General features: G+C 63.4%; 10 protein-coding genes. 6 read left to right on the top strand and 4 right to left on the bottom strand.

All coding sequences use genetic code 11. The features are described 5' to 3' along the window. Nucleotides 1–45 precede the first annotated feature (45 nt). The 4 genes from QQK16_RS03150 (at nucleotide 46) to QQK16_RS03135 (ending at nucleotide 4,887) form a co-directional block, all read left to right on the top strand. The gene (locus tag QQK16_RS03150; protein ID WP_284194969.1) at nucleotides 46–1,275 is read left to right on the top strand and encodes a porin; all 1,230 of its coding nucleotides are present in this window, start codon (nucleotides 46–48) and stop codon (nucleotides 1,273–1,275) included. 11 nt (nucleotides 1,276–1,286) lie between these two features. Then, nucleotides 1,287–1,694, top strand: coding sequence for a hypothetical protein (locus QQK16_RS03145; protein WP_284194968.1), 408 nt, complete (start codon nucleotides 1,287–1,289; stop codon nucleotides 1,692–1,694). A gap of 453 nt (nucleotides 1,695–2,147) precedes the next feature. Then, the gene (locus tag QQK16_RS03140) at nucleotides 2,148–2,426 is read left to right on the top strand and encodes an HU family DNA-binding protein (RefSeq protein WP_284194967.1); all 279 of its coding nucleotides are present in this window, start codon (nucleotides 2,148–2,150) and stop codon (nucleotides 2,424–2,426) included. 646 nt (nucleotides 2,427–3,072) lie between these two features. Then, nucleotides 3,073–4,887: a monovalent cation:proton antiporter-2 (CPA2) family protein gene (locus QQK16_RS03135; protein ID WP_284194966.1), complete on the top strand. Its 1,815-nt coding sequence runs from the start codon at nucleotides 3,073–3,075 to the stop codon at nucleotides 4,885–4,887. 280 nt (nucleotides 4,888–5,167) lie between these two features. On the opposite strand, the gene QQK16_RS03130 is transcribed toward QQK16_RS03135, so the two are convergent. The 3 genes from QQK16_RS03130 to QQK16_RS03120 form a co-directional block, all read right to left on the bottom strand. Beyond that, complete coding sequence (locus QQK16_RS03130) at nucleotides 5,168–5,821, bottom strand: glutathione S-transferase family protein (protein WP_284194965.1); 654 nt, start codon at nucleotides 5,819–5,821, stop codon at nucleotides 5,168–5,170. A gap of 128 nt (nucleotides 5,822–5,949) precedes the next feature. Then, complete coding sequence (locus tag QQK16_RS03125; protein ID WP_284194964.1) at nucleotides 5,950–6,897, bottom strand: complex I NDUFA9 subunit family protein; 948 nt, start codon at nucleotides 6,895–6,897, stop codon at nucleotides 5,950–5,952. 118 nt (nucleotides 6,898–7,015) lie between these two features. Continuing rightward, on the bottom strand, nucleotides 7,016–8,944 hold the full coding sequence (locus QQK16_RS03120) for a lytic transglycosylase domain-containing protein (RefSeq protein WP_284194963.1): 1,929 nt from the start codon (nucleotides 8,942–8,944) through the stop codon (nucleotides 7,016–7,018). A gap of 104 nt (nucleotides 8,945–9,048) precedes the next feature. Between QQK16_RS03120 and QQK16_RS03115 the strand changes: the two genes are divergently transcribed. Together QQK16_RS03115 and QQK16_RS03110 are read left to right on the top strand one after the other, a co-directional pair. Next, complete coding sequence (locus tag QQK16_RS03115) at nucleotides 9,049–9,402, top strand: 2Fe-2S iron-sulfur cluster-binding protein (protein WP_284194962.1); 354 nt, start codon at nucleotides 9,049–9,051, stop codon at nucleotides 9,400–9,402. 575 nt (nucleotides 9,403–9,977) lie between these two features. After that, nucleotides 9,978–11,813, top strand: a complete 1,836-nt coding sequence (locus QQK16_RS03110) for a S8 family peptidase (RefSeq protein ID WP_284194961.1) — start codon at nucleotides 9,978–9,980, stop codon at nucleotides 11,811–11,813. Nucleotides 11,814–12,028: 215 nt separating this feature from the next. On the opposite strand, the gene QQK16_RS03105 is transcribed toward QQK16_RS03110, so the two are convergent. Then, on the bottom strand, nucleotides 12,029–13,243 hold the full coding sequence (locus QQK16_RS03105; RefSeq protein ID WP_284194960.1) for a deoxyribonuclease II family protein: 1,215 nt from the start codon (nucleotides 13,241–13,243) through the stop codon (nucleotides 12,029–12,031). Nucleotides 13,244–13,428: the final 185 nt, after the last annotated feature.

Raw genomic sequence — 13,428 nt, 5'->3', positions numbered from 1 at the left:
GCGAGGCAGAACATGCGCCCTTCCTTCAACTCCCGGAGACTGCACGTGCGAACCTTCAAGCCCCTAGCCCTTGCCGTAACATCCGCGCTGGCCGTCACGGCCTGGGCGGATGAGTCCAGCTTCAGTGTTTCCGGTTTTGGCACGGTCAGTGCCGTCAAGACCGATACCAACGATGCCCAGTTCCGCTCGGGTACCCGCCAGCCCAACGGGGCGGACCGCTCCGTCAATTTTGGTGTCGATACCAAATTGGGGGTGCAAGTGGTCGGCAAGATGAGCGAGCAGTTCTCTGCCACCGTGCAGGTGCTGTCGCAGAAGAACCGCGACGGCAACTTCAAGCCCGATGCCGAGTGGGCCTTCCTCAAATACAACATCACCCCCGATCTGTCCGTGCGCGGCGGCCGCATGGGTCTGCCCATTTTCCTGATATCGGACTACCGCAACGTGGGCTACGCCAACACCTGGGCGCGGCCGCCGGTGGATGTGTACGCGCAAGTTGCTGGTGCCTCGTACGGCGGCCTGGACCTGATCTGGAAAATGTCGCTGGGCGACAATACCCTAACGGTGCAGCCCTATGCCGGTGAGTCCAAGTCGGAGCTGCCCAGTGGCTTTGATTTCCATTTCAAGAAATTGCTGGGGGTGAATGCTACCTACGAAATGGGCTCATGGCTGTTCCGCGCCGGCTATGTGGGCACGGATATCACCGCCACCAGTCCTGGGCTGACCACCCTGATTGCCACCATGCGCGGCGTGGCGGCCAATCCGGCATTGCCGGCCTCGGTGCGTGACCCCTGGGGCAAAGCCACCAGCGAGCTGGAGATCAAGAAAAAGAAAGCTTCGTTTGCGGGCCTGGGCGCCATCTACGACGACGGCCAACTAGTGTTCCAGGGCGAATACACCCAGCGCCGCACCGATAGCCTGGTAGAGGATACTGATGGCTGGTACACCACCCTGGGCTACCGGTTCGGTGACTTTATGCCTTATGTCAGCTACGCCGATGTCCGCACTGACCTGAACCATGCCGCAGACAACCTGCCCACCCCCACTGCCAGCCTGGCCGGGTTGAAGGCTGCCATCATCGATACCAAGGCCGGGGCCGATCAGAGCACTACGACCTTGGGTGTGCGCTGGAATGCCTGGAAGAACGTGGCGCTCAAAGCCCAGTTTGACCGGGTGGAGACGGAGGTGGGCAAGGATCATTTCTTTGCTGCTGCCAAGCCTGGTTTTGCCGGTAAATCGGTGAATGTCTACACCGTTGCTGTCGATTTTATCTTCTAAGGGGGACGACCATGAGAGTCAGTCATTTCGTGCTGGTCACCCTGCTGACCGCGGCGGCACAGGCGGATGTGGCCGTGGTGGTCAATCCCAAGGCGGCGGTGGATAGCCTGTCGGCCGAGCAGGTGGCCAACCTGTTCCTGGGCAAGGCCAATAGTTTTCCTGGTGGCGGGGCAGCCACGCCGGTGGAGCAGACCGATGGCGCCACCCGTGCTGAATTCAGTACCAAGGTGCTGAAGAAGGACTCGGCAGGGGTGAAGGCACACTGGGCCAAGATGCAGTTCACCGGCAAGGGCACGCCGCCCAAGGAGCTAGGCGGCAGCGCCGAGGTAAAGAAGTTTGTGGCGGGCAATCCCAATGCCATTGGCTATATAGACAAGGCTTCGGTGGATGGTACGGTCAAGGTGGTCGGCAGCTTCTGAAGCCAGCGAGCAGCCGCTTGGCCTAGCCAATGCTGCTGTTGTGGTGCTATGAAGCGGGCGCTCTGGGCGCCCGTTTTCATGTGCTGGCGCGGTGTTGTGGGTCTGCCGGAGGTGGGGCGGCACATGCCGATAGCATCAATCGGGCAACAAATTCGTCATCAGGACTCGCCAGTGCGCCAAGTTATCGACGGGCGGGCATTGGTCACTAAGCATCTAATCAGCAAGCGAAATTTCTACAATAGCTTGCTGTGACAAGGTCGCGGCAGGGATATCCGATACCACATACGGGTTGAATTGCTGCGCCGCTATGAGGTAGGGTGCGCGCTGATCATCGAACTGGCCCGCTTGCCGCAAGGCAGTACGGCGGGTTGCGATGCGCCATCGAGCCCCTGGGGACCCCTTGACGGGGTGCTTGGCTGGGCTTGCCCAAGACACCCATTCTGAGAGAATTCCATGCGGACCAAAAAAGAGCTGATCGACGCACTTGCCGAGCGTACCCAACAACCCAAGACCGTTACCGAAGCTTTTGTCGATGCCCTGGGCGATGCCCTGCGCGACACCCTGGCAAAGGGCGAAGAGGCTGTGTTGCCGGGCGTAGGCAAGTTCTCGGTTAAGGCCAAGGCTGCCAAGACCGGCCGTAACCCCAAGACTGGCGAAGCCATCCAGATCGCCGCGCGCAAGTCGCCGGCTTTCAGCGCCCTGAAGGCCCTTAAGGATGCCGTCAACGGCTGATCGTCGTGCCGGCGGGGCCCACCCTGCCGTACGTAAGAACCCCGCCTTGGCGGGGTTTTTTATTGCCACAGCCGTGGCCTGGTCATAGGCGGGGCGATAGACCGTGAACAGGCACTTGATACCCAATGTGGATGCGCTCTTGCCGCGCATACACAAGCGAAGGTGGCAGCATTGCTGGCAGATTGCGTCGACGACGAGCAAGTGCGGTTGCTCGAAGCGTTGGTAGGGGATGGGCCATTTGCCCTACGGTGCATCAAGCAAGGCGAAAAGCTGCACCACCCGACTTATTTCGATGCGCTGTCAGGCCCGTGCCGCCGTAACCAGTGTCCCAGCCAGCTACAAAGCGCCCGCCATAACGAAGTGAGGGATGGATAAAGGTCGATCTGGTGCATGTCTGGCCGCGAAGCTGAAGGCTGCACCGAGCAGCCGCCAGTTCACATAGCATTACCAGCTGCGTGTTTGCCTGCAGTCCGGCCATATGGTGGGCGCGGCAGTCTGAAGGTGAGTCGCTTTCCTGTGGCTGTCGGCGGGCTCGTCTGGGGTATGTCACTTTGCGGAATGCGCTTTTCGCCGGGCCCGGGTCTGTTGTGGTGGGGGGCTGGCGTGCGATTATCCACACCTGTCCATTCAACAGAACTGTCTGCCCATGTCGCTGCTCTCGCAAGGTGTTGTCCTGCTCGCTTCCGCCGTGGTGGCGGTGCCCTTGCTCAAGCGCCTGGGCCTGGCCTCGGTCTTGGGCTACCTGGCCGCAGGGGTGGCCATCGGCCCCTGGGGCCTGGGGCTGATTGCCCAGCCTGACGCCATATTGCACACCACCGAGTTCGGCGTGGTGCTGCTGCTGTTCATCATCGGGCTGGAACTGCAGCCCTCGCGGCTATGGGTGCTACGCCGGGCGGTGTTTGGCCTGGGCGGCGCCCAGGTGCTGCTGACCTCCTTGTTGCTGGCCTTGCTGGCCTGGCTGCTGGGCTTGCCCTGGCTGGCGGCGATCGTGGCGGGCCTGGCGCTTTCGCTGTCCTCCACCGCCTTTGTGCTGCAGATGCTGGCAGAGAAGAACCAGCTCACCACCCGTCATGGGCGTGACGGCTTCGCCGTGCTGCTGTTCCAGGATCTGGCGGTCATTCCCTTGCTGGCCATTTTGCCCCTGCTGTCGCCGCTGGCATCGACCGCCAGCCGGCCGCCGGCTTGGGTTTCGCTGGCCGCCGTGGCCGGTGTGGTGCTGGGGGGGCGCTTCGTGCTGCGCACCTTGTTGCGCAAGGTGGCCAAGGCCAATAGCCATGAGCTGTTCGTGATGGCTACGCTGCTGATCGTCATGGCGACGGCCTGGGGTATGGAGGCGGCCGGGCTCAGCTTGTCGCTGGGTGCCTTCCTGGCTGGGGTGCTGCTGGCTGATTCCGAGTACCGGCATGAGCTGGAGGCCAACATCGAGCCGTTCAAGGGCGTGCTGCTTGGCCTGTTCTTCGTGGCGGTGGGCATGGCGGCCAATCTGGGCCTGCTGCTGGCACAGCCGCTGCTGTTGCTGGGCTTGGCGCTGGGCCTGATCGTGGTCAAGGCGGCCGTGCTGTTGCTGATAGGACGGATGGCAGGCATGGAGGGCCGTACCCAGCGCCGGTTTGCGGTCTACCTGGCGCAGGGCGGTGAATTTGCCTTTGTGCTGCTGACCCTGGCAGTGGGGCAGCATCTGATGGACAAGGCGACGGCGGACCTGCTGGCCATGGTGGTGACGCTTTCCATGGCCATGACGCCGTTTGTGGTGCTGCTACATGAACGCTGGATTGCGCCACGGCTGGACGAGCAGACGGTGCGTGAGTTCGATCAGATCAAGTCAGACCAGCATAGGGTCATCATTGCCGGCTTTGGCCGGTTTGGCCAGATCGTGGCGCGGGTGCTGCGCATGCGCAAGATACCGGCCACCGTACTGGAACACAGCTTTGAACAGGTGGATTTTGTCCGCCGCTTTGGCAACCGCATCCATTACGGCGATGCCTCGCGGCTGGATGTGCTGCGGGCGGCGGGCGCTGCCGATGCCGAGTTGTTCGTGCTGGCCATAGATGACGTTGAAGCCTCATTGCGCACGGCCGAAACCGTGCGCGAGCATTTCCCGCACCTCAAGATCTACGCCCGTGCGCGCAATCGTTTCCACTACTATCGCCTGCGTGACCTGGGCGTGACGGTGGCGACCCGCGAGACCTTTGCCGCTAGCCTGGAAATGGCCGGCGGGGTGCTGCAGGGGCTGGGTGTTTCATCGGTAGGCGCAGCCAGCACCTTGGCGGCATTCCGTGCCCATGACGAGGCACTGCTGGACAAGCAATACGCGGTGCACCACGACGAAACCCAGCTGATGCAGACCGCCCGCGATGCCGCCCAGGAGCTGGAAGGCCTGTTTGAATCCGACGGGGAGAAAGATGCCCCCAGCACCAATGGCGCACCCGACATCGAGGATATGCGCAGCTGGGGGGCATGAAGGGGGCTTTGCGGGGGCTGCACTGGCGCCTACTCCATCCGCCACCGCCCATCCAGGACCTACGTTGATCGCAGGCGCTGAAGCCATTCAGCGAGATAACGAGCGCCAGCGAGGCTCCCCCCACGCACCGTGCAACGTGGACTTCCGGCGCGGCGGCGCGGGCGGGGGGGGTGGATTCAATCAGGGGAGAGCCTACTGGTTCAGGCTGCGCTGACGTCCTGCGCCAGGGTTGCCCTGGCGCCTGCTACATCCGCCACCGCCCATCCATGACCCATGTTCCTCACAGGCTCTTAGGTTCGCTGGCCTCTATCACCCACGGCTCTGCCGCTGCGGCGGCATACCATTCCCGCATGGCGGGCAGGGCCAGGATATGGTCTACCCAGGCCTGGGCGCGGGCGGGCAGGGCGATGGAGTAGGTGTGGCAGCGGGTGGCCACCGGGGCGTACATGGCATCCAGTATGCCGAACTCGCCCATCAGGAAAGGGCCGGCAGCGGCATGGCGGCTGCGCAGGCTTTCGATCAGTGCGGCGAAGCGGGTGATGTCGCGTTCCACCTCGGGTGGACGCGCGCTGGGTGGCACCTGGCGGCGTACATTCATGGGGTAATGCTGGCGCAGGGCGGCAAAGCCGGCGTGCATCTCTGCTGCCAGCGAGCGGGCCTCGGCCCTTTGGGCTGGATTGCTGGGCCAGAATGGCTGCTCTGCAAAACGTTCTGCCAGGTACTCGCAGATGGCCAGTGATTCCCACACATGTATCGGGCCTTCCAGCAGGCAGGGCACCTTGCCAGTCGGCGCGTAGCGCAATATGGCTTCATGGCTGCCGGCCTGCTGCAGCGGTATCACGATCTCCTCGAACGGTATGCCGGCCTGCTTGAGCAAGAGCCAGGGCCGCAGGGACCAGGAGGAGTAAGCCTTGTTGCCGATGACCAGTTGCATGGGACGATTCCTTGGAAGACAGGCGACAGCGGGAGTGGTGGTGCAAGGGTCTGTTCACAGTCTTCTCGCCGCAGCGAAAAAACTGTGAACCGCGCTAAGGGTTGGCGCTAGCCAGCGGCTGCGTTGTCCTAGCGGTGCTGTCGCCTCAGTTGCAGATAGCGATCACGCGGGCGGCCTTGTGTCAGCAATAGCGGCAGGATTGCTTCCAGCGCCGTGGCCTGCCAACCCAAGTGGGCGGGGAAGCCGGCAGGATCGACGCTATCGATCTTGAGTGAATCGAGGTTGTCGGTGCTCAAGGGCGGGTTGGGCAACAGGCCCAGCAGGCTGGCCTGCAGGCGTGCCAGGCCGTCAGGCAGGCTCAGAACGGGCCTGGGTGTGCCAGCGGCCCGCCCGATCAGGCGGACCAGCTCTGCCATGGTGTAGACCTTGGGGCCGACCAGATTGAGCGACTGTCCTATCAGGGCATCGTCCGCCAGCGCTGCCACAAAGGCACGGCTGACATCCTCCACCCAGACGGGCTGCATGCGGGCCTGGGCGCCGCCCATGGGCAGGCAGGGGGCCAGCTTGAGCAGATCGGCAAACAGGCTGACAAAGCAGGTGCCCGGGCCAAAGATCAGGGAGGGGCGGAATATTGTCCAGTCCAGCCCGCTGGCGCGTATGTGGGCCTCAGCCTCGCCCTTGCTCTGCTGGTAGTGCGACGGCCCGGCCGGGTCGGCGCCCAGCGCGCTCATATGCAGATAGCGCTTGATGCCGGCTGTGGCCATGGCCGACATGATCTTGTCGCTGAGTGCCACATGCGCGTGACGAAAGCGCTCGGGCGAGCCGTGCAGTATGCCGACCAGATTGATGACGGCAGCGTGGCCGGGCATCAGTGCCGCCAGGGTGGCGGCATCGTGCACATTGGCGTTCACCACCTCGACGCCGGGCAGTGGGATGAGGTTCTGCCGGACCTTCTCGCGGTCGCGGGTGGGCAGTGTGACGATGTGGCCACGGGCGGCAAGCCGCTCGGCCAGCGAGGTGCCGACAAAGCCGGTGCCACCTATGACCAGCAGGCGGGCATTGCGAGGGACGGGCATGGCGGGCTCCAGCGAGAGGGTATGTATTGTTCTAGCCGGTTTTGCATGGGGAGGCCAGCTTGGCACCCGTCGGCTGCGCCCCTGCCTGGATGATCCGCCAGGCGGGGGCGGCGGCTGGTTAGGGGGTATCGCCCAGCGACACGTCCACTCCGCCCTTGGGCGGAATGACGCCCAGGCGTTTCTTCAGCGAGGTTTCGCCCCGGCCAAAAGCCTGCGAGTAATAGATGGCGTTGCTCATCACCTTCTTGACGTAGTCGCGTGTTTCGCTAAAGGGGATGCTCTCGGCGTAGATGGCGCCCTCCAGTGCGCGGTTGGCGCGCCATACGCGGGCGCGGCCTGGGCCGGCGTTATAGGCGGCGGTGGCCAGCACAGGCTGATTGCCCAGGCTTTCCAGCACGTGCTTGAGGTAGAAGGTGCCCAGCTGCACATTGGTGCCTATCTCATTGACGGCCACCGGGCTGTAGCTGACGCCGACCTTCTTGGCCACCCAGCGCGCCGTGGCCGGCATCAGCTGCATCAAGCCCTGCGCCCCCACATGCGAGCGGGCCACAGTGACAAACCGGCTCTCCTGCCGTATCAGGCCATAGACCCAGGCATCGTCCAGTTCCAGCTCGCGGGCATAGCTCTGGGTGACATCGCGGTAGGGGGCCAGGAAACGCAGGCTGAAGTCGTGGATTTCACGCGTGCGTTCCGCCGAATAGATGGCGCGGTCGTACCACTGCGCCTGGCGGGCGACCTCGGCGGCGGCCAGCAGCTGTCTGTCGCTGAGCCCGCGCATGGTCCAGTTCCATTCGCGCAGGGCATCCAGCCGCCAGTCCATGTCATTGAGCAGTAGGGCGCGCTGCACCCCGGGCAGCTTGCGTATGGCTTGCAGTTCTTCGGCATTGGGCTTGTAGCGGCCGGCGGTGACATCAACCACCGGGCCGATCTCGTCTCGTGCCAGTAGACCGTAGAAATGGTGTTCCGCCATCAATTCGGCGTAGCGGCGGTTGGCTTCCACGCTGTTGCCGGCTTGCTGGTAGGCACGGGCGCGCCAGTAGCGCCAGGCGGGGTCGCGCTGCTGCTCAGCCGGCATGGCGTCGATCACCAGCGCGACGCTGGCCCAGTCGCCTTGGCGCAGCGCGCTGCGCACATACCACTCGCGCCCTTCGCTATCGAGCTGGGCCGGGGCGGCACCGCGCGCAAACCACTCCAGCGCCCTGTCATCAAGCTTGCGGGCGGCCTGGTAAGCAATCTGGCTCCAGGCATGGCGGCGGTCGGCTTCCGGCAGGCGTTCGCTCAGCTTGCCCAGCAGGGACACGCCAGCATCGGGTGCACTGCGCGCCAGCCGGTCGACGGCGAACAGGGCCAGTTCGCGGCCGCCACGGCTGTTGAGTGCCAGCAGGGTGGCCGCCTTGTCGGGCTTGGCGGCGATGGCACGCACGGTACGGGCATCCATGCCGGCGGGGTTGTCCAGCCTGGGCAGCAGCTGGATGGCGAATTCGGGGTTGTTGGCATCGAAGGCCAACCGTATGCGCGCCCATGCCGATTCATTGTTCAGGTAGCCCAGCTTGAACAAATGGTCGAATACCGGGGCACAGGCGTCGGCCAGGCCCTTGGCGTTGAACCACAGTGGCTTGCCCTCGCGCAGCACGGTGGCCATGTCGCCTTGCTGCATGGCCAGTTGCAGGCGATAGCAATGCAGTTCGCTGGCGGGTTCCCATTGCAGCAGCTTGGGCCACTCGCGTGCGAAAACCGACCAGTGGCCGCGCTTGCCCAGGCTCTTGAGCCAGTCGCCCCTGAGCCTGTCGGCCAGCAGGCTGCCTTGGTAGCGCTCCAGGTAGTCGGTCACCTCGTTATCGGCCACATCGTCGATCTGGGCATTGAGCAACCAGTAGCGGGGGTACATCTCCAGTGGCGTACCGTCGATACGCTCGGTCAGGTCGGCCACCTGGGTCAGGCGGCCAGTGCGGGCTGCGTCGCGCGCTGCACTCATGTCGTCGGGCAGGGCGGCGTGGCCGAACAGGGTGGCAAGGCTAAGCAGCAGGGCGGGCAGGGCAGGCTTCATAAGGCGGGCATTCGGGCAAGGTTGAATCGACTGTAACACAAGCTGTAGCAAGGGTTATCAGGCAAAACTTGCATAGCGGCACCGACTGTCATTCCATTAAGCCTATGACCAAGTTGATATTGCAAGGTGGCGGCATGGCCGCGCCGCTAGAGACCGAGGCCGAGACAGGTAGTCTGCTGATCGATACGGTGCGCGATCTGGCCCGTGACGGCTGTCTGCCACTGTACTGGAGATGTGGCCGTGGCACTTGTGGTGCGTGTCTGGTTCATCTGACGGTTTATCCGGTACAAAATGATGCTTTGGTCGTGATGTCAGGCAAGGAGCGCAATGTGCTGGCGCGCCAGGGCCTGTTGACCGCAGAGCAGTGCGCTGCAACATTTTTGGCCGATACGCCAGCATTGCCCAGGCTAGCCTGCCATGTGGTACTGCCACCCGGTTTGCTTAAAGTGGACTGGTAAGCGGCAGTGCCTTGATTGGCGCGGGTCTGCACTGTCATGTGTTGCAGTTTGCAAACAGCGCAACTACAAAAAATTGTTGGTACGGCACGATGTCGCTTAGATTGCATTCCACACCAACCGGCACATAGACCGGTTTTACCCGCCGCGTGAGTTCTCGCCGCTGCGCGGGTTGAAGACAGTCACATCCGGGCCACAAGCTCGATGGCGACAGTCAGGCTTCCCCAATGCAATTCCAGTAACTGAACAACACGCCGCCGGGCCGTTGCCCGGCTCACCGTTTTCGTCACGGTGGGGAGAGCATTTTCGCTTCTTCCTGCTGTCGGAGGGTTAGGCATGTCCTGGTTTGCGAGCGCTGCTGCGCTTCCTCCCGTCCTGGCGCTATCGCCGGGTTGCCACGCTATTGCCGTGCGCCGCCATGTTGCGGCCGACTCGCCCTTGCCAGCCTGACGCTGGCTGATCGAACACCCCCCAGGCTCTACGTCCCCGCCCCACATCCATGGGGGAGGGTCGGTGGTTTACATCCAGCGTCGGCGGAGCCACGGCGCGAAGTAGCAGTGCAAACGGAGCAATAAGCAATGAGAAGAAACACTGAGTGGGCACCGTTGTTCAAGCAAGGCGGTGTCGCCCTCGCGTTGGTCATGTTGGCTGGCACGGCGGTAGCGGGTTCGGGTTCGTCCAAGTCGAACACCATCGACATGACGAATCGCATCATCCTGAAGTACAAGGCTACCGGTCTGAGCGCGGCTCAACTGGCTGGCCCAAGCGCTGCGTCGCTGCAGGCCGGCATCCAGGCCGAGCGCCAAAGCCGTCTGCAAGCCGTGGCTGCCCGTTTCGGCGGCAACGTCACTTTCCTGCGCTCCGGTGGTCTGGGTACCCAGGTCTGGAAGCTGGACAAGCGCATGAAGGTGAAGGAAGTCGCCGCCCTGGCCGAGCAAATGGCCAAGGCCGATGCCAATATCGAATACGCTGAGCCTGACCGCGTGATGACGGCCATGGCTGCTGCGCCTAACGACAGCCGCTGGGCTGATATGTGGGCCCTGCAGACCAGCTCGGTCGGCATCAATGTGCTGAACGCCTGGGATCTGTCCACCGGTAGCGGCGTCAATGTGGCCGTGATCGATACCGGCTATCGTCCACACGTCGACCTGGCTGCCAATGTGGTGGGCGGCTACGACATGATCAACGATACCGCCGTCTCCAACGATGGTAATGGCCGCGACAGCGATGCCAAGGATACCGGTGATTACACTGCCGCCAACCAGTGCCAGCAAGGCGACCCCGCCTACGGCTCCAGCTGGCACGGCACCCACGTTGCCGGCACCATTGCTGCCGTGACCAATAATGGCGCTGGTGTTGCCGGTATTGCCCCCAATGCCAAGATCTTGCCGATGCGCGTTCTGGGCCAGTGCGGTGGCTATACCTCGGACATCGCCGATGCCATGATCTGGGCAGCAGGCGGCACCGTCAGCGGCCTGCCCACCAACCCGAACAAGGCACGGGTGCTGAACCTGTCCCTGGGCGGCGGCGGTGCGTGTGATACCACCAGCCAGAACGCCATCAACGCTGCACGCGCCAATGGCGCTGTGGTGATCGTGGCTGCCGGTAACGAGAACCAGAACGTCAGCAACTCCAGCCCGGCCAACTGCTCGGGCGTGGTGGCAGTGGCTGCCTATGGCAAGACTGGTGCTCGCGCTTACTACTCCAACTACGGCACCCTGGTGGATATCGCTGCTCCTGGCGGTGACCAAAGCAGCGGTGACGCCAACGGCATCCTGTCGACCCTGAACGCTGGCAGCACCACGCCAGGTGCAGACAACTACGCTTACTACCAGGGTACCTCGATGGCTACCCCGCACGTAGCTGCTGTTGCTGCCCTGATGATTGCGGCCAAGCCCACGCTGACGCCGGATGAAGTGGAAGCCAAGCTGAAGTCGTCGGCTCGTCCTTTCGTGGCCACCTGTAGCGGTTGCGGCACCGGCATGCTGGACGCCTATGCTGCCGTGCAGGCTGCCATTGGTACCACCCAGCCTCCGGGCGGCGGCACCACCATGAACGAAACCGAGTCGAACAACACCCGTACCGCTGCCAACAGCGTGGCCACCAGTGGCACCACCGTTAGCGGCAACATGGGTTCCAGCAGCGACACCGACTACTTCAAGGTGACCTTGCCTGCTGGCAAGACCCTGGCTGCAGTCATGACCCCGGGTTCGACCACCGCTGACTATGACCTCTACCTGTACAACTCCGCCGGCAGCCAAGTGGCATCCAGCGAATTGGGCGCAGGCAAGGTTGATAGCGCTTCGGTGAAGAACAACGGCAGCGCTTCGGCTACCTACTACGCTCGCGTGTACTACTACGCTGGCGGCACCGGCAGCACCAACGGCAAGTACACCCTGAAGCTGACCTGGTAATCGGTCACTGCATGATGTACAGCAAGCGGGGCCAGCTCTGGCCCCGCTGGATGGCTGGCCGTAGGTCAAGGCTGCACACAGGGGGCTGGACGGTTTCCTGACCGACCAGCGCTGCAGCCTTACTCCCGGTACGCGCCGGCCATCCTGCCATGCAATACCAAGGCCGACATCATGGTGTCGGCCTTTTCATATTCTGTATCCGCACGCGGTAAGTGCTAATTGGCGGGTGGCGATACCGCGCCGCCGATCAGCTCGCCCAGGCTGCGGTTGAGCGCCGCATCCTCGACCACGAAGAACATACCACCCCGGCCATTCTGCGAGGCGCCACATTTGCCGGCGAGTGTGCCTTCCTGATTCATGTCGCCAAATATGGCATAGGGCCGGTCGCCCGAAGTGCTGATGCCCAGCTTGGCATGATTGTGGTTTTTACCCAGCCCGCCGGTCAGGCTGAATGGGGTGCCGCCCCACTGGCCAGCCAAGACGTTGACCACCGGGCCTGGCTGGGCCAGGCTGCTGTCCCAGCAGGCTGGCGGCTTGGACCCATCAGTACTGGGGATGACCTGACTGGGTTTATCGGCCTCCCACCAACTGGCCACCTTGAGGGCGGCGCTCTGTAGCTCGGTCGATACCAGTTGCCAGGGCGGCACCTGCAGGCGGGCGGGCTTGGCGATGATGCGCACGCCGGTGGAGAGGGGGGCGGAGGTAACGATACGTGCCTGCGACTTCGTCCCTAACTGGGACACTAGGTCCTGAATCTCCTGCGGGCCGCCATTGTGCACGATCTGTGGATTGGTGGGGTCGGTCACCACGCTGGCGGTCTGCATGGCCAGCAGGACGGTTCGGACATCGGCGCGATTCAGGCGCAAGGCAAAGAAATGCTGGCTGACCATGATGTTGTCGGTCGAGGCGATGCAGCCCAGGGTATTGCCATCGCCGCTGCGCGGGCGTGCCTGGCTGGCTGCCGCCGGCCAGGAGGGGGTGCTGACCTGCATGACCAGGCCATTGCCCGTGTCATCCCAGGCGAGCAGGCCCTTCGAATGCCCCCACGGTGCACTGCAGCTCTTGCCGCAGTGGGCGACATCGGGGGCTGAATAGAACTGGTCGTTCCACACCACGTAATAACTGCTGCCCTGGTAGACCTGGCCGAAGGTGGCACCTACCGGGTCGGTGGGCGTCGTACCCAGGCAGTTGCTGCCCTGTTTCAGCTCGGCGTTGGCGCTGCTGGCATAGACATATTGCTGGCTATAGCCCGACGACGGTGCCTGCAGGGTGCCGCCAAAGGCGCAGGTATTGGCTGCAGCAGCCTGGCCGCAGCCGGGAAAGGTCTGGGCGTTGAACTTGAAGGCGAACCACCAATCGACCGGTTGGCCTGCTGCCAGGATAGGGCCAGGCCCTGCATGGGCCAACATAGCTGAAACGGCCAGTGTCATCAGTGCCAGCCGGTGGGCTCGGCAGCCTGCGCGGACGCTGCCCGCGTGCCGCCCGCTGTTGCCAACGCTACGCATATTGCCCATGAATCCCCCGTTGCTGGCGCCGCCGCCATGACCACTGCAATGTAGCTGGGCGAGGGCGCTACGCCATCATTCATATGGGGGAAGGTGCGCCTGTCCTCAGA

The sequence above is a fragment of the Chitinimonas prasina genome, assembly GCF_030160395.1.
Lineage (GTDB): Bacteria > Pseudomonadota > Gammaproteobacteria > Burkholderiales > Chitinimonadaceae > Chitinimonas > Chitinimonas prasina.
The sequence above is the reverse complement of the archived record's forward strand: the minus strand, read 5'-3'. Positions and strand labels throughout refer to the sequence as shown.

Bases quoted from the DNA above. Each gene is read 5' to 3' on its own strand.
- QQK16_RS03115 (WP_284194962.1), top strand. From the start codon at position 9,049: ATGACCAAGTTGATATTGCAAGGTGGCGGCATGGCCGCGCCGCTAGAG.
- QQK16_RS03135 (WP_284194966.1), top strand. From the start codon at position 3,073: ATGTCGCTGCTCTCGCAAGGTGTTGTCCTGCTCGCTTCCGCCGTGGTG.
- QQK16_RS03130 (WP_284194965.1), bottom strand. From the start codon at position 5,821: ATGCAACTGGTCATCGGCAACAAGGCTTACTCCTCCTGGTCCCTGCGG.
- QQK16_RS03145 (WP_284194968.1), top strand. From the start codon at position 1,287: ATGAGAGTCAGTCATTTCGTGCTGGTCACCCTGCTGACCGCGGCGGCA.
- QQK16_RS03120 (WP_284194963.1), bottom strand. From the start codon at position 8,944: ATGAAGCCTGCCCTGCCCGCCCTGCTGCTTAGCCTTGCCACCCTGTTC.
- QQK16_RS03105 (WP_284194960.1), bottom strand. From the start codon at position 13,243: ATGACACTGGCCGTTTCAGCTATGTTGGCCCATGCAGGGCCTGGCCCT.
- QQK16_RS03125 (WP_284194964.1), bottom strand. From the start codon at position 6,897: ATGCCCGTCCCTCGCAATGCCCGCCTGCTGGTCATAGGTGGCACCGGC.
- QQK16_RS03110 (WP_284194961.1), top strand. From the start codon at position 9,978: ATGAGAAGAAACACTGAGTGGGCACCGTTGTTCAAGCAAGGCGGTGTC.
- QQK16_RS03140 (WP_284194967.1), top strand. From the start codon at position 2,148: ATGCGGACCAAAAAAGAGCTGATCGACGCACTTGCCGAGCGTACCCAA.